The sequence below is a fragment of the Fusobacterium sp. FSA-380-WT-3A genome, assembly GCF_012843705.1.
Lineage (GTDB): Bacteria > Fusobacteriota > Fusobacteriia > Fusobacteriales > Fusobacteriaceae > Fusobacterium_B.
Genome location: NZ_JABAFQ010000002.1, coordinates 35,059 through 51,539, shown reverse-complemented (window position 1 = coordinate 51,539; position 16,481 = coordinate 35,059). Strand labels below are relative to the sequence as shown.

Below are 16,481 nucleotides of genomic sequence, written 5' to 3'. Positions count from 1 at the left end.
TTGGAGGTACAATGTTTAAGAGTGGAATATTGGTGATGGTGGTCACATTAATAAGTAGAGTATTAGGATTAGCAAGAAGTATGGTTGTGGCTTATTATTTTGGAGCTACAGCAGCAACTGATGCTTTTTTTAGTGCTTTTAAAATAAGTAACTTTTTTAGACAACTATTAGGAGAAGGAGCTTTAGGAACTTCTTTTATTCCTTTATATAATGAAAAAATAAAAGAAGAGGGAGAGGAAGAGGGAAGAAAATTTATATTTTCAATTTTAAATATAATTTTTATTTTTTCTGTTATAATTTCTCTTTTGATGATAGTATTTTCTGAGGAGATAATAGCTTTAATAGTTAATGGTTTTTCTCCAGAAACTAGACATATAGCAGCAGAGCTTTTAGAGATAATGTCACCATATTTTATTTTAATAGCAATAGCTGGAATGTTAGGAGCCATACTTAATAATTTTAAAATTTTTGTAGTACCAGCTTCTACAGCTATATTTTTTAATATAGCAATATTAGGCTCAGCTATGTATTTTGGAAAAACTTATGGAATAAAAGCTATGGCTTATGGAGTTTTAGTAGGAGGAATATTACAACTATTAGTACAGATACCACAATTTTTAAGAAAAACAAAAGGGTATAGTTTAAAAATTTATTGGAAAGATAAGTATTTAAAAAGATTATTTTACATGATGCTTCCAATGTTAGTTGGAATAGTAGCAAGACAATTTAATACTATAGTAGACCAATTTTTTGCTTCGTATTTGGAAGCTGGGGGAATATCAGCCCTTGAAAATGCTACAAGACTTTATACTTTACCAATAGGTGTTTTTGGGATATCTGTATCAACAGTTGTTTATCCTACTTTATCTAAAAAAATAGTTGATAAAGATTTTAAAGGTGTGGAAGATAATCTATTAAAAGGATTAAATATTTTATTATTTTTAATAGTTCCATGTATGGCTGTATTTTGTTTTTATTCTAAAGAGATAGTAAAATTCTTATTTGGATATGGAAACTTTAATGAAAGAGCCATAGTGATAACAGGTGAAGCTTTATTTTTCTATTCAGTAGGACTTTATTTTTATAATGCAATCCATGTACTTACTAGAGCTTTTTATGGAATGAAAAATAGTAAAGACCCTGTTAAATTTTCAATAATGGCAATAATTATAAATATAGTTTTAAATATGATGTTAATTAAACCGATGGCTTATAAAGGATTAGCTTTAGCTACTTCAATAGCTGCTATAGTTAATTTTACTTTACTTTTATATACTTTTAGAAAGAAATATATTAATTTTAATTTAAATAGACTTTGGATATTTGGAATAAAAACTATTGTAGCTTCAATGATAGGAATTATAAGTAGTTTTTATATAAATAATATAATTTTAAAATTAGTTGTATTTTCTATTGTATATTTAATATTATGGGCTTATCCAATTTATAAAAAAAGATTAGAGGTATTTTAATGGGAATAGTTAATTATAAAATTTATACTCCATATAAATATGCAAATGAAATAACAAGAGAGGGATTTAGAGAATATTTTCAAAGAGAATATTCAAAAGAAAAGATAAATAATTTAAAAATTGCTGACCTTTCTTGTGGAACTGGAAATCTTCTTTGTGTTGCTCTTGAAAAATTAATAAGACTTTCGAAAAAAATTTTTGGAACATATGTATATAAAGAAAGTTGGATAACTGCATACGATTTAGATGAAATAGCTTTACAAGAATATAAAGAAAATATTTTAAAAATTTTGAAAAAATATAATTTATCTGGGGAAATAAAAACTTATTTAGGAGATAGTCTTACTACAGAGATAAATGAGAAATATAATTTAGTATTAGGAAATCCTCCTTATATAGGAGAAAAAAATAATAAAGAATTATTTTCTCAAATAAAAAAAACAAATTTTGGAAAAAAATATTATCAAAGTAAAATGGATTATTTATATTTTTTCATTGAAAAAGGTATTGATATATTAGAAGAAAATGGAATAATTTCATATATAGTTACAAATTATTGGTTAAAAGCTGATAGTGGAACTATACTTAGAAATAAATTAAAAGAAGAGGGAAACTATAGATATTTAAATAATTTTAACACTTCTGTATTTAAAGATGTAAATGGACAACATAATGTTATATTTGTTTGGAGAAAAAATTTAAAAAAAGCCAAATGTTTTATAAAAAATTCTAATCTTGATGAAGAGGAATTAGAAAATAATAAAGATAATACAGATTTAATCCAAGAAAAATTTGAGATTTTTAATGAAGAGTTATATGATGAAAAAGGAAATATAATTTTATTAAATCCTAAAAATAAAAAAATAATAAAAAATATCTTAGAAAAATCAAATTATAGATTAAAAGATTTGGTTAATATTAATCAAGGGATAATTTCTGGGTATGATGGAGCCTTTATAACAGAGATGTATTCTGATGAATACAAAGATATTTTAAAACCTTTGTATAAAAATAAAGATATAAATAAATATTCTCATAAAAAAGAAAATAAATTTTGGATATTTTATGTAAATACAGATACAGAAGTTGATAATAACTTTTTAGATTATTTGAGTATTTATCAAAAAAGATTAAAAGAAAGAAGAGAAGTTAAAAGTGGAAAGATAAATTGGTGGGAACTTCAATGGGGTAGAGAAGAAAAAATATTTAAAGGAGAAAAAATAGTTGTAAGACAAAGATGTAAAACAAATATTTTTGCTTATAGTAATGAAGACTTTTATGGGAGTGCTGACATTTATTACCTTTCTGTGATTGATAAAAATATAAATATTTTTTATTTGTTAGGATATCTAAATTCTAAAATATTTTATAAATGGTATAGAATAAATGGAAAATCTAAAGGTTATAATTTGGAGTTTTATACAACTCCACTAAAAGAAGTTCCTATATATTATCCTGATAATATTCAAGAAATAAAATTTATAGAAGATTTAGTAAAACAACAAATAAGAAATTATTCTGAAGAGATTCAGGAAAAAATAGAAAAATATTTTTTTGATAGTTATGGAATTTAAGAAAAGAATAAAAAATAAATTGTAGTAATAAAAAGTAAAGTATGATATAATTATTAGGTTACAAATGAAAATGTTTATAATTTTTTGAAATAAATGAGGAAGTGATAAATGAGTAAGTTAGAAAAATTTAAAGAGCTTGGTTTAAGTGATAAAACTTTAAAAGCTCTATCAAAAAAAGGATTTGAAGAACCAAGTCCAATTCAATCGTTAACAATACCTGTTCTATTAAAAGGAGAAAAAGATGTAATAGGGCAAGCTCAAACAGGAACAGGAAAAACAGCAGCTTTTGCTTTACCAATACTTGAAAAAATAGAAAAAAGTACAGGAAAGATAAGAGCTATAATATTAGCTCCAACAAGAGAATTAGCTATACAAGTGGCAGAAGAAACAAATTCTTTTGCTTTTGGAAGAAGTTTAAAAGTGGTACCTGTTTATGGAGGTCAATCTATAGAATTACAAATTAGACAGGTAAAAAAAGGTGTAGATATAGTTGTTGGAACTCCAGGAAGAGTTTTAGATTTAATAGATAGAAAACTTTTAAAATTAGATGAAATAGATTATTTTATTCTTGACGAAGCTGATGAGATGCTTAATATGGGATTTATAGAGGATATTGAAAAAATATTAAGTTATACAAAAGCAAACAAAAGAATGTTATTTTTCTCAGCTACAATGCCAAAAGAGATTTTAAAAATAGCTGAAAATCACATGAGACCAGGTTATGAAGTTTTAAAAGTTGAGACAAAGGAGCTTACAACAAATTTAACAGACCAAATTTATTTTGAAGTTAAACAAAAAGATAAATTTGAAGCTCTATGTAGAATTATAGACTTAGAACCTGATTTTTATGGAATAGTTTTCTGTAGAACTAAAAATGATGTAAATGAACTAGCTGGAAAATTAAATGATAGAGGTTATGATGCTGGAGAATTACATGGAGATATAACTCAAAACTATAGAGAAACTACTTTAAAAAGATTTAAAGATAAAAAACTTACTATATTAGTGGCTACAGATGTTGCAGCTAGAGGAATAGATGTTAATGATTTAACTCATGTTGTAAACTACTCAGTTCCACAAGAAGCAGAAAGTTATGTTCATAGAATAGGAAGAACAGGAAGAGCTGGAAAAGAAGGAACTGCTATAACTTTTATAACTCCATCTGAATATAAAAGATTACTTCAAATAAAAAGAATAACTAAAACAGATATTAGAAAAGAAAAAATTCCTGGAATAAAAGATGTCATAATTTCAAGAAAATATAGAATAAAAGAAAGTGTAAAAACTGAAATTCAAGAAGGAAATATAGATAATTTTGTAGAAATGGCTAAAGATTTATTAAAAGAGGGAACTCCAGAAGAAATAATAGCTTCTCTTTTAAAGATAAACTATGAGGATGTTTTAGATAGTTCAAATTATAATGAAATTGAAGAAGCAACTGTTGATAAAACAGGAAAAACGAGATTGTTTATAGCCTTAGGAAGAGTAGATAAGATTACTCCTAAGAAAATAGTTGATTTAATTGCAAAAGAATCGAAGATTGATAGAGATAAAATAAAAAATGTAGAAGTTTATGAAAACTTCTCATTTATGAATGTTCCTTTTGCTGAAGCTGAATATATTTTAGATATATTTAAGAAACAGAAAAAAGGAAGAAAGCCTTTAGTAGAAAAAGCAAAAGTAAAAACTACTGAAGAAGAAAAATCTGAAGAAGCAACACCTAAAAAAAGAGGAAGAAAGCCAAAATCAGAAGTAGAAGAGAAGAAAATAATAAGTAAGAAAAACTCTTCCAAAGATTCTGCTTCTAGTGAAAAACCTAAAAAAACTAGAAAGAAAAAAGCAGAAGGTAGTACAAAAAAATAATAACAGATGTTACTCCCTTATTTAATAAGAAAATTATTTGAGGGAGTGTTTTTTATAATTTTATTTTTAGGAGAATGTATGAAAGAAATTTTAAATAAGATAAAAGAAAATTTTAATAAATTGAAAGAAAATGAATCTATAAAAAAGTTTTTTAAATTTCCATTAATTATAGTTCCAAGCTTTATATGTGTAATTTTGATAGTTTTAAGTTTTTTATTTTATCAATTAACAGAGAAAAAATATTATGATGAAATAGTAGAGATAAAATCTGGTGATAGAATATTACCTATATTAACAAAACTTTATCCAGAGAAAAAAGATTATTTTAGAGGATATTTAAAAATTAAAAGTGGTGGTAAAAAGATAAAAGCAGGATATTATCAATTAAAAGGAAATTATTCTGTTATAGGATTAGTTAATTTACTAGAAGAAGGAAGAGATAAAATGTTTTCTGTAACTATTCAAGAAGGATTAACTGTGAATGAAGTAATAGATAAATTAGAAAAAGATAAGAGAATAGATAGAGAGAAATTTATAACAGAATTAAAAAATGTAGATTTTCCATATCCAACTCCAAATGGAAATTTTGAAGGATATTTCTATCCAGATACTTATTTTATTCCAGAAAATTCAAATGAAAAAACAATTATAAAGGCATTCTTAAATGAATTTTTAGAGAAGTTTCCACCAGAAAAATATCCAAATAAAGAGGATTTTTATAATAAACTTATACTAGCCTCAATAATAGAGAGAGAAGCAGTAAAAAAAGAGGAGAAACCTATAATTTCTTCTGTATTTCATAATAGATTAAAAATAGATATGGCTTTAGCTTCAGATGCAACAGTAAATTATCTATATAATTATACAAAAAGAAAAATGTATTATAAAGATTTAGAGGTAGATTCTCCATATAATACATATAAATATAAAGGACTTCCACCAGGACCAATAGGAAATCCTGATAAATTATCTATTGATGCTGCTTTTAATCCAGCAAATACTCCTTATTATTTCTTTGTAGCTTCTGGAGGAGGAGCTCATCATTTTACAGAAACTTATGAGGAACATTTACAATTTCAAAGAGAAAATCTTATGAATGGAGATAAAAAATAATGAAAAATATTTTAGTTGGGATTAATAGTAAATATGTGCATACAAATTTAGCTATAAGATACTTAAAAAAATATGTTGAACAAAATTCAAATGAAAAAATAAAAATATATGAAAGTAGTATAAATAATAATATACAAAAAATTATAAGAGATATAATAGAAGAAAAACCAGAAAATATATTTTTTTCAGTATATATTTGGAATGTTGAAATGGTTTTTAAGATTGTTAAAGAGATTAGAAAAGTTTTAACAAAGGAAAAAATCTATTTAGGTGGTCCAGAAGTAAGTTATAATCCAACTGAAATTTTAGAAAAAAATAAAGAGATAGATGGAATTTTAGTAGGAGAAGGAGAGAATATTCTATTAAATCTTCTAACAAAAAATATAGAAGAAGTAAAAGGAATTTATTATAGAAATAATAATAAAATTATATTTAATGGATATGAGCCATTAATAGAAAACTTAGATATTATACCTTTTCCTTATGAAGATTCAGAATTAGAAGATGTACATAAAATAGTATATTATGAATCATCAAGAGGTTGTCCTTTTAATTGCTCATATTGTATGTCTTCTATAGATAAAACTGTAAGATATTTTTCTTTGGATAGGACAAAAAAAGATTTAAAAAAATTTATTGATATAGGAACAAGACTTGTAAAATTTGTAGATAGAACTTTTAATCTTGATAAAAAGAGATATTTAGAAATTTGGAAATTTTTATTAGAAAATTATAGAGAAAATATAACTTTCCATTTTGAAATAAATGCTAATATTTTTGATGATGAAGTATTGGCTTTTTTGAAAAAAGTACCTAGAAAATTATTTCAATTTGAAATTGGAGTTCAGACAATAAACGAAGATACAATGAGAATAATTAATAGAAAAAATGATTTAGAAAAATTATTTCATAATGTAACAGCGATAAATAAAAATATACATTTACATTTAGATTTAATAGCAGGTCTTCCTTATGAAAATTATGAAACTTTTAAAAAATCTTTTGATTATGTTTATAATACAAAATGTGAGATGATACAGTTAGGTTTTCTAAAAATGTTAGAAGGAACAGAAATGAAAGCTAATGGACATAAATATAATTATAAGTATTTGGACTTTCCACCTTATGAAGTAATATCTAATGATTTTATTTCTTATGAAGAATTATGTAAGTTAAAAGATATAGAGGAAGTTTTAGATTTTTATTATAACTCTCAGAAGTTTTTAAAATCTTTAGATTTTGTGGTAAAAAATTTCTTTGAAAGTCCTTTTGATTTTTTTGAAAGTATAGGAGAGTTTTATAAAAATAAGGGGTATTTAGAAATAGCTCATAGAGAAATAGCTATTTTTAATAATTTTGTAGAATATTATAAAAAAATTGGATTTCCAAAACTAGATGAATTTTTAGAATATTTAAAATTCGATTATTTATTCTTGGGAAAACCAGGTTATTATCCTGAGTGGATAAAAGAAGAGAAAGATAAGGAATTATATAAAAATATTATAGAAAAGATGGAGTTTAAATCTTCTAGAGAGGCACATAAGTCAACAGAGTTAGAAAAATTTTCTATTAATATGGAAACAGATAAAAAAGAAGATGTATATGTATTCTTTGAATATACAAAAGATGGAACAAAATATAGAATTATAAAATAGAGGTTAAATATGAGCATAATTGATAAAGTAATAGAAAGAATAAAAGAAAGTAAAATGATAGAAAAAAATGATAGAATAGTTATGGGATGTTCAGGAGGTCCAGATTCTATATTTTTATTGGAAGTTCTTTTAAAAATAAGAAAAGAATATAATCTTACTTTAGCATTAGCTCATATAAATCACCTTTATAGAGGAGAAGAAGCTCTTAGAGATGAAAGATTTGTAAAATCTTTAGGAGAAAAATATAATATCCCTGTTTTTGTTAGACAAAAAAGTATGGAAGCTCTTTCTATAGAAAAGAAGATAACTTTAGAAGAAGCAGGAAGAGAGATAAGATATTCATTTTTTGATGAAGTTTTAAGTAAAATAAATGGAAATAAAGTAGCATTAGCTCATAATTTAGATGACCAAGTAGAAACTTTTTTATTTAGACTTATAAGAGGAGCTTCTTTTGAAGGATTAGAAGGAATAATAGATGTAAGAGAGAAATTCATAAGACCTATAAATGAAGTATATAAAAGTGAGATAGTTGAATATTTAGATACAAATATGATAGAATATAAAATAGATTCAACAAACTTAGAAAATAATTATACAAGAAATAGTATAAGACTAGATTTAATTCCTTTTATAGAAAATAAATATAATCCTAAATTTAAAGAGAAAATTTTTAATTTTATAAAAGAGATAAGAGAAGTTAATGAGCTGCTAGATATAAATTATGATAATTATATAAAAGATAATCAAATTAATGTGAAAGACTTATTAAAAGAAAATGTATATATTGTAAAAAAAATTATGAACTATTATTTAAATATAAATAATTTAAAAAGTTCTCGTAATAAAATAGAAGGGATAATATCTATTTTAAATGTAGGTGGTACAAAAAAAATAAAATTAGATAAATACTATACTCTAATCAAAGAGTATGATAAAATATATATAACTTTAAACAAAAAAGATGAAAAAAAAGTCAAAGAAACGGTATTGAAAATACCTGGAAAAGTAGAGTATGGGGACTATATACTTGAAGCTACGATACAAAATGAAGACTTTAAAGGGGGAGAAGAAGAATTTGTAACAAATCTAAAAAAGGATGATATTCTTATAATAAGAAGTAGAAAATCAGGAGATTCCATTTTATTAAAAGGAATGGAAAATTACAAAAAAGTAAAGGATATATTTGTTAATTTAAAAATTCCAAGAGAAGAAAGAGAAAATATTCCTATAATAGTTCATAAAAAAATAAATGGACTTGAAGAAATAGTTTGGATAGCAGGAATAAGAAAAAGCAAAAATTATTTTTTTACTTTAAAAGAAAGAGAAAAAATAGTACTAAAATTGAGGAGGAAATATAGTGGAGGATAAGGACTTAAAAAAAGTTTCTGAAGTAGAAGAAACAAAATCTACAGAAGAAATAAAAGAGACTAGCCAAAATGAAAAAGAGATAGAGAAAGAAATAAAAGAAGATGAAGAGTTAGATAATATAATTCCTAAGATGTTAAATGAAAGAAAAGAGTATGAAAATGAGGAATTAGAAGAGATAAAACCATCTTTTAAAGAAGAAAAAGAAGAAAAAAATGAGAAAAGTGATTCATCAAAAGAAGAAAAACAAGAAGAAGAAAAATCAGAAGAAACATTAAAAGAAGAGAAAAAAGAAAAAACTAAAATAGAAGAAACCATAGAAGAAAGAAGAGAGGAATTAAAATCAAGACTTTCTTCTGGAATGAAAAATGTAAAAAAAGGTAAGTTTAATTTTAAAGGGCTAATAATGTTAATATTTGTAGTAACATTATTAATGTCATTACCAAGTATAATGAAAAGTGAAAAAACTATTCCTACAACAACAGTGTCTTATACAGAGTTTGTTTCAAATGTAAAAGATAAAAAAATAGATTTTGTTGAAGAGAGAGAAGGATATATTTATGGATATTATGGTAGTGAAGAAAATCTTCAAGGATATAAAACAAGATTAATCACAGATAGATTAGGTCATGACAGAGAGTTGGTAAAAATCTTAGAAGATAACAAAATAAAAGTAGAATCATTACCTCCACATGAAATGCCATTATTATTAAGTTTACTAGCTTCTTGGTTCCCAATGCTTTTATTGATAGGAGTATGGGTATTTATGCTAGGAAGAATGAATAAAGGTAGTGGAGGACCTCAAATATTTAATATGGGGAAATCTAAAGCCAAAGAAAATAGAGAAGAAATTTCAAATGTAACATTTAAAGATGTTGCTGGAATAGATGAAGCAAAACAAGAATTAAAAGAGGTTGTTCAATTTTTAAGAGAACCAGAAAAATTTAGAAAAGTAGGAGCTAAAATACCAAAAGGAGTATTATTATTGGGAAGTCCTGGTACAGGAAAAACTTTATTAGCTAAAGCAGTAGCTGGAGAAGCTAAAGTTCCATTTTTCAGTATGTCAGGTTCTGAATTTGTAGAAATGTTTGTTGGAGTTGGAGCTTCAAGAGTAAGAGACTTATTCTCTAAAGCAAGAAAATCAGCTCCTTGTATAGTATTTATAGATGAGATAGATGCTGTGGGAAGAAAAAGAGGTTCAGGACAAGGTGGAGGAAATGATGAGAGAGAACAAACTCTTAATCAATTACTTGTTGAGATGGATGGATTTGGTACTGAAGAGACTATTATAGTTTTAGCAGCAACAAATAGACCAGATGTATTAGATAGAGCTTTAAGAAGACCAGGAAGATTTGATAGACAAGTTTTTGTAGATTCTCCAGATATAAAAGGAAGAAAAGAAATATTAGAAGTACATGCTAGAGGAAAGAAATTTGCTAAAGATGTTAATTTTGATACAATAGCTAAGAAAACAGTTGGTCTTGTTGGAGCTGATTTAGCAAACTTATTAAATGAAGCAGCTATATTAGCAGCAAGAGATGGAAGACAAGAGATAACAATGGCAGATTTAGAAGAAGCTTCTGAAAAAATAGAAATGGGACCAGAGAAAAAATCAAAAGTAGTTCCAGAGCATGAAAAGATAAAGACAGCTTATCATGAAGCTGGACATGCTGTAATAAACTATTTATATCTAAATGATACTGATCCTGTTCATAAGGTAACAATTATACCAAGAGGGGCAGCTGGTGGATATACAATGGCTTTACCAGAAGAAGATAGACATTATTATTCAAAAGAATGGTTTATTAATAAAATGAAAATGTGTTATGGTGGTAGAGCAGCTGATGAATTGGTTTCTAATGAATTAACAACAGGAGCTAGTCAAGATATAAAAGTAGCTACAAGCATAGCTCATGGAATTGTAACAAAATATGGTATGAATGAAAAATTTGGACCAATTTTATTAGATGGAACAAATGAAGGAGATGTTTTCCAACAAAAATACTATAGTGATGTAACAGGAAAAGAAGTTGACGAAGAAATTATAAAACTTGTGAAAGAAACTTATAGAGAAACTGTTCAAGCATTAATTGATAATAGAGATAAATTAGATGCTTTAGCAATGGCTCTTTGTGAAAGAGAAACAATAATGAGAGAAGAATTTGAAGCTCTTATGAGAGGGGAAAAATTAGAACCTTTAAATAAAGAGGACGAAGGAATCTCTGTAGATGAATTAATTGATGAAAATTTAACAATAGAAGAAATAAAAAATCTTAGTGAAGAAAAAAATCATCAAAATAATTAAAAATACTTTACAAATCATATAAGTTATGATATAATCAATAGGAATTTATCCTAGGATATAGGAATAGCCACCTATTTCGTGGGATAGATAATATTAATAGGAGGATGGCTAAATGAAAACTAAAGCAGAATTAATTAAAGAATTTGGTAAAAATGAAAAAGATACTGGTTCTACAGAAGTACAAATCGCAATATTAACAGAGGAAATTAAACACTTAACTGAACACTTAAAAGTTCATAATAAAGATTTCCATTCAAGATTAGGATTACTTAAAAAAGTAGGACACAGAAAAAGATTATTAAATTACTTAGCTTCTAGAGATATAGAAGGATACAGAGCTCTAATTGCTAAATTAGAAATTAGAAAATAATCAAAATAAAAACTATCTCTTCTTGAGATAGTTTTTTTAATAATATGCTAAAATTAAAGTTTATAAAATTTTCAAAAAATGGGGGAAAAATGAAGAAAGTAAATTTTTTTAAAAGATTATCCCTTTCTAGAAAATTAATATTGGGATTTATGGTAACTATAATAGTGGGAACTTTTTTATTAATGTTACCAATTTCTACTACTTCAGGAGAAGGGTTAGATTTTTTAACAGCTTTATTTACTATAACTTCGGCAGTTTGTGTAACTGGATTATCTGTGATAGATATAAGTAAGGTCCTTAGTATACCAGGACAATTATTTTTACTTATTTTTATTCAATTAGGTGGATTAGGTATAATGACCTTTTCTTCATTCATTTTTTTGTTAATAAAAAAGAAAATTACATATGAAGAAAAAGAATTGTTAAAAGAAGAAAGAAATATAGAAAATATAGGTGGAATATTAAAATTTTTAAGAAAAATTATAATTACAGTTATTATAATTGAAGGAGTAGGAGCTTTCTTTTTAACTATTAAGTTTTTAGAAGAGATGCCTTTGAAAGAGGCAATATATTTTGGGATATTTCATAGTATATCTGCTTTTTGTAATGCTGGATTTAGTTTATTTACAACAGGATTAGAGAAATATTCAGATTCTATTATAATAAATTTAACAATAGCATATTTAATTATAATTGGTGGATTAGGATTTGGAGTAATTGATTCCTTAATAAAATGTATTAGATATAAAAATAAAAAATTACATTTAACAGCTAAAGTAGCAATATTAGTATCTTGTTTCCTAACTTTTTTAGGAATGATTTTGTTTTATGTATTTGAAAGAAATAATCTAGGAACGATTGGAAATTTAGATTTAGGACATCAAATAATAGCTTCATTTTTCCAAAGTGTTACTACAAGAACAGCGGGATTTAATACAGTTCCAATGGGAAATCTTCAAAGTTCTTCAATTTTTTTATTTTGTATTTTGATGTTTATAGGTGCATCTCCAGGTTCTACTGGTGGAGGGATAAAAACTACAACAATAGGGGTTTTAATATTTTATGTATATTCTATAATAAAGAAAAGAGAACATACAGTTATTTTTAATAGAAGAATAGACTGGGAAGTTATGAATAGAGCTATAGCCATATTGATTATCTCTCTTATGTATGTTATTATAATAATAATGATAATGTTAACAATTGAAAATTTTAAACCTGAAGATATAATTTTTGAAGTAGTTTCAGCTTTTGGAACAGTTGGATTAAGTGTAGGGATAACACCTAATTTAGGAGTAATTTCAAAAATTTTAATAATATGTACAATGTTTTTAGGAAGATTAGGACCAATGACTTTTGCACTTGCTTTTGGTGGAACTAAAAAAATTGAAAAAATTATTTATCCAAAAGAAAATATTATAGTCGGATAGTAGTCAAAAAGGAGAAAAAAATGAAACAATACTTAGTAATAGGATTAGGAAGTTTTGGAATAAATGTTGCTAGAACTTTGTATGAGTCAGGAGAGGAAGTAGTAGGAATAGATATAAATGAAACAATAGTTCAAGAAGCTATAAATAATGATTATTTAGAAAATGCCTTGGTACTAGATGCTACAGACGAAGTTCAATTAAAAAAATTAGATGTACAAAGTTTTGATGTTGTGTTTATTTGTGTTGGATTTATAGAACCAAGTATAATGATAACACTTAATATGAAAGAAATAGGAGTAAAAAAGATAATAGTGAAAGCTATTAATGGAAAACATAGAAAATTATTGGAAAAAATAGGTGCTGACCAAGTTATTTATCCTGAAGAATATATGGGGAAAAGAACAGCTTTAGTAGCTATGGAGCCTAATATGATAGAACATCTTAGATTCTCACAAGATTTTTTATTGGTAGAGGTTAAGGCACCATTAGAATTTTTAGGAAAAAATTTCATTGAATTGGATATTAGAAAAAATTATAATATAAATGTAATAGGAATAAAGAAAATTTCAGGAAAATTTATTCCAAATCCAACAGCAACAACAATCATAGAAAAAGATGATACATTAATAGTGGTTACAGATACAAAATCTGCAAATAAAATCAGTAATATATTAAAAAAAGAATACAAAGAAGATTAATAATTTCTATTAGGAGGAAATTAAATGATGGAATTTGATGTAATAGTAGTTGGAGCAGGTCATGCTGGTTGTGAAGCTGCATTAGCAACAGCTAGAATGGGAATGAAAACAGCTATATTTACAATAAGTTTGGATAAAATTGGTTATATGTCATGTAATCCCTCTTTAGGAGGACCAGCAAAATCTCATTTAGTAAGAGAAATTGACGCTTTAGGTGGAGAAATTGCCAAAAATATAGATAAAACTTTTATACAAATAAGGGTATTGAACACTAAAAAAGGACCAGCTGTAAGGTCTTTAAGAGCTCAAGCTGATAAGGCTCAATATTCTGTTCAAATGAAAAAAACATTAGAAAACACAAAAAATCTTGATGTAATTCAAGGAATGGTCACAGACATAATAATAGAAGATGGAAAAGCTATTGGAGTAAAGACTAGAGAAGGTGTAGAATATAGAGGAAAAGCTATCATTATAGCAACAGGTACTTTTATGAGAGGACTTATACATATAGGAGAAAGTAAGTTTCAAGGTGGAAGATTAGGGGAACTTTCTTCAGAAGATTTACCTTTATCTTTAGAAAAAATAGGTATAAAATTAGGAAGATTTAAAACAGGAACTCCTGCTAGAATAGATGAAAGAACAATAGATTTCTCTAAAATGGAAGAACAACCAGGAGATACTTCTCCACTTAGATTTTCAAATTCATCTTCATATGAAGAATTAGCAAAAAGAAAACAAATTCCATGTCATTTACTTCATACAAATGAAAAAGTTCATGAAATTATAAGAGCAAATAAAGATAGGTCACCATTATATAATGGGACAATAGTAGGAACAGGACCTCGTTATTGTCCATCAATAGAAGATAAAATTTTTAAATATCCAGATAAAAAACAACATCATATATTTTTAGAAAAAGAAGGATATGATACTAATGAAATATATGTAGCTGGGCTTTCAAATTCATTACCAGCTGATGTACAGTATGAAATTTTACATTCAATAGAAGGGCTAGAAAATGCTAAGATAATGAGATATGCCTATGCTATTGAATATGACTATGTAGCTACTGAAGAATTAACATATTCATTAGAAAATAAAAATATAAAAAATCTTTATACAGCAGGACAAATAAATGGAACTTCTGGATACGAAGAAGCTGCTGCTCAAGGAATTATGGCTGGAATTAATGCTGCTAGAAAGCTTCAAGGAAAAGAACCTATAATATTAGATAGAGCTGACTCTTATATAGGAACTTTAATAGATGATATAGTTTCTAAAGGAACTAATGAACCTTATAGAATGTTTACAGCAAGAAGTGAATATAGATTAATTTTAAGAGAAGATAATGCTGATTTAAGATTGTCTAAAATAGGTTATGAAGTAGGACTTATTTCAAAAGAGGAATATGAAAAAGTTTTATTTAAAGAAAAAGTTGTAAAAGAAGTGATTGAAAAACTACAAAAGCAATATGTAGGAAGTTCAAATTCTAGAGTAAATGAGGTTTTAGAAAAGTATAATGAAAAACCTGTAAGTAATGGAATTTCTTTATTTGAATTTTTAAGAAGACCAGAAGTAACTTATAAAGATATAAAATATGTTTCTGAATTGATAGAAGATTTTTCTTTAGAAGATTATATAGAGGATATAGAATATCAAATAGAGATACAAGTAAAATATTCTGGATATATTGAGAGGTCTATGAAAGCTATAGAGAAGCATAAAACTTTAGAAGATAAAAAAATACCAGAAAATATAGATTATGATTCTTTAGAAAATATTCCAAGAGAAGCTAAAGAAAAATTAAAAGCTGTAAGACCAATGAACATAGGACAAGCTTCTAGAATATCAGGAGTATCACCTGCAGATATTCAAGTTTTACTTATTTATTTAAAAATGAGAGGAAAAAATTAATGAAAGAATTTTTAAAAGATGGCATAGAAAAAATAGGACTTGATATTTCAGAAGAAAAAATAAATAATCTTATGGAATATTTAAAACTACTTATAGAATATAATTCTCATACTAATTTAACAGCTATAAGGGATGAAGAGGGGATAATAGAAAAACATTTTTTAGATTCTCTTTTAGTGATGAAATATATGGGAATAACTGAAGGAAAAGTTATAGATATAGGAACAGGAGCAGGATTTCCTGGAATGGTCTTAGCAATATGTAATCCAGAAATAAAATTTACTTTAATTGATTCTGTTGGAAAAAAAATAAATTTTTTAAAACAAGTTATAGAAAAATTAGGACTAAGTAATGTAGAAGCAATAAATATTAGAGCAGAGGAATTTATAAATGAAAAAAATCGTGAAACATATGATATAGGATTATGTAGAGGGGTTTCAAAATTAAATATAATTCTTGAATATGTTATTCCTTTTTTAAAGGTAAAAGGTAGATTTTTACCTCAAAAAATGGAAGGAACAAATGAAGAAAAAGATGGTGAAAATGCTTTAAAAATTTTAAATTCTAAAATAGAAAAAATATATACAGATGAGCTTCCACACAGTAAAGATAAAAGGGTAATTATTGATATAGTAAAATTAAATAAGACCAATAAAAAATACCCAAGAGCAAATGGAATACCTGCAAAAAAACCATTATAAAAATTTAAGAAGAGGAGATAA

General features: G+C 25.6%; 12 protein-coding genes. All 12 read left to right on the top strand.

The features are described from left to right. The first annotated feature begins 11 nt into the window (after positions 1–11). The 12 genes from murJ (at position 12) to rsmG (ending at position 16,460) form a co-directional block, all read left to right on the top strand. On the top strand, positions 12–1,472 hold the full coding sequence (gene murJ / locus HF862_RS02080; RefSeq protein WP_170186276.1) for a murein biosynthesis integral membrane protein MurJ: 1,461 nt from the start codon (positions 12–14) through the stop codon (positions 1,470–1,472). Next, positions 1,472–3,046 (top strand): TaqI-like C-terminal specificity domain-containing protein, encoded by a 1,575-nt coding sequence (locus HF862_RS02075; RefSeq protein ID WP_170186275.1) that lies wholly within the window; start codon positions 1,472–1,474, stop codon positions 3,044–3,046. Before murJ ends, HF862_RS02075 begins: the two co-directional genes overlap by 1 nt. A gap of 108 nt (positions 3,047–3,154) precedes the next feature. Next, positions 3,155–4,909: a DEAD/DEAH box helicase gene (locus tag HF862_RS02070; RefSeq protein WP_170186274.1), complete on the top strand. Its 1,755-nt coding sequence runs from the start codon at positions 3,155–3,157 to the stop codon at positions 4,907–4,909. A gap of 138 nt (positions 4,910–5,047) precedes the next feature. Next, positions 5,048–6,022 (top strand): endolytic transglycosylase MltG, encoded by a 975-nt coding sequence (mltG, locus tag HF862_RS02065; RefSeq protein ID WP_370456841.1) that lies wholly within the window; start codon positions 5,048–5,050, stop codon positions 6,020–6,022. Beyond that, complete coding sequence (locus HF862_RS02060; RefSeq protein WP_206038980.1) at positions 6,022–7,677, top strand: B12-binding domain-containing radical SAM protein; 1,656 nt, start codon at positions 6,022–6,024, stop codon at positions 7,675–7,677. Before mltG ends, HF862_RS02060 begins: the two co-directional genes overlap by 1 nt. A 9-nt stretch (positions 7,678–7,686) precedes the next feature. After that, positions 7,687–9,045 (top strand): tRNA lysidine(34) synthetase TilS, encoded by a 1,359-nt coding sequence (gene tilS, locus HF862_RS02055; RefSeq protein WP_170186272.1) that lies wholly within the window; start codon positions 7,687–7,689, stop codon positions 9,043–9,045. Positions 9,046–9,175: 130 nt separating this feature from the next. Then, positions 9,176–11,347, top strand: a complete 2,172-nt coding sequence (ftsH, locus tag HF862_RS02050) for an ATP-dependent zinc metalloprotease FtsH (RefSeq protein ID WP_170186464.1) — start codon at positions 9,176–9,178, stop codon at positions 11,345–11,347. 112 nt (positions 11,348–11,459) lie between these two features. Continuing rightward, positions 11,460–11,717, top strand: coding sequence for a 30S ribosomal protein S15 (gene rpsO, locus HF862_RS02045; RefSeq protein WP_170186271.1), 258 nt, complete (start codon positions 11,460–11,462; stop codon positions 11,715–11,717). An 89-nt stretch (positions 11,718–11,806) separates the two neighbouring features. After that, on the top strand, positions 11,807–13,147 hold the full coding sequence (locus HF862_RS02040; protein ID WP_170186270.1) for a TrkH family potassium uptake protein: 1,341 nt from the start codon (positions 11,807–11,809) through the stop codon (positions 13,145–13,147). Between the two features lie 20 nt (positions 13,148–13,167). Further along, positions 13,168–13,845: a TrkA family potassium uptake protein gene (locus tag HF862_RS02035; protein ID WP_170186269.1), complete on the top strand. Its 678-nt coding sequence runs from the start codon at positions 13,168–13,170 to the stop codon at positions 13,843–13,845. 24 nt (positions 13,846–13,869) lie between these two features. Further along, complete coding sequence (mnmG, locus tag HF862_RS02030; RefSeq protein WP_170186268.1) at positions 13,870–15,759, top strand: tRNA uridine-5-carboxymethylaminomethyl(34) synthesis enzyme MnmG; 1,890 nt, start codon at positions 13,870–13,872, stop codon at positions 15,757–15,759. Further along, positions 15,759–16,460 (top strand): 16S rRNA (guanine(527)-N(7))-methyltransferase RsmG, encoded by a 702-nt coding sequence (gene rsmG / locus HF862_RS02025; protein WP_170186267.1) that lies wholly within the window; start codon positions 15,759–15,761, stop codon positions 16,458–16,460. The genes mnmG and rsmG overlap by 1 nt, the downstream gene beginning before the upstream one ends. Positions 16,461–16,481: the final 21 nt, after the last annotated feature.

Excerpts from the sequence above, each read along its gene's own strand:
- murJ (WP_170186276.1), top strand. The coding sequence starts at position 12 with ATGTTTAAGAGTGGAATATTGGTGATGGTGGTCACATTAATAAGTAGA.
- HF862_RS02075 (WP_170186275.1), top strand. The coding sequence starts at position 1,472 with ATGGGAATAGTTAATTATAAAATTTATACTCCATATAAATATGCAAAT.
- HF862_RS02070 (WP_170186274.1), top strand. The coding sequence starts at position 3,155 with ATGAGTAAGTTAGAAAAATTTAAAGAGCTTGGTTTAAGTGATAAAACT.
- HF862_RS02060 (WP_206038980.1), top strand. The coding sequence starts at position 6,022 with ATGAAAAATATTTTAGTTGGGATTAATAGTAAATATGTGCATACAAAT.
- tilS (WP_170186272.1), top strand. The coding sequence starts at position 7,687 with ATGAGCATAATTGATAAAGTAATAGAAAGAATAAAAGAAAGTAAAATG.
- ftsH (WP_170186464.1), top strand. The coding sequence starts at position 9,176 with ATGTTAAATGAAAGAAAAGAGTATGAAAATGAGGAATTAGAAGAGATA.
- rpsO (WP_170186271.1), top strand. The coding sequence starts at position 11,460 with ATGAAAACTAAAGCAGAATTAATTAAAGAATTTGGTAAAAATGAAAAA.
- HF862_RS02040 (WP_170186270.1), top strand. The coding sequence starts at position 11,807 with ATGAAGAAAGTAAATTTTTTTAAAAGATTATCCCTTTCTAGAAAATTA.
- HF862_RS02035 (WP_170186269.1), top strand. The coding sequence starts at position 13,168 with ATGAAACAATACTTAGTAATAGGATTAGGAAGTTTTGGAATAAATGTT.
- mnmG (WP_170186268.1), top strand. The coding sequence starts at position 13,870 with ATGATGGAATTTGATGTAATAGTAGTTGGAGCAGGTCATGCTGGTTGT.
- rsmG (WP_170186267.1), top strand. The coding sequence starts at position 15,759 with ATGAAAGAATTTTTAAAAGATGGCATAGAAAAAATAGGACTTGATATT.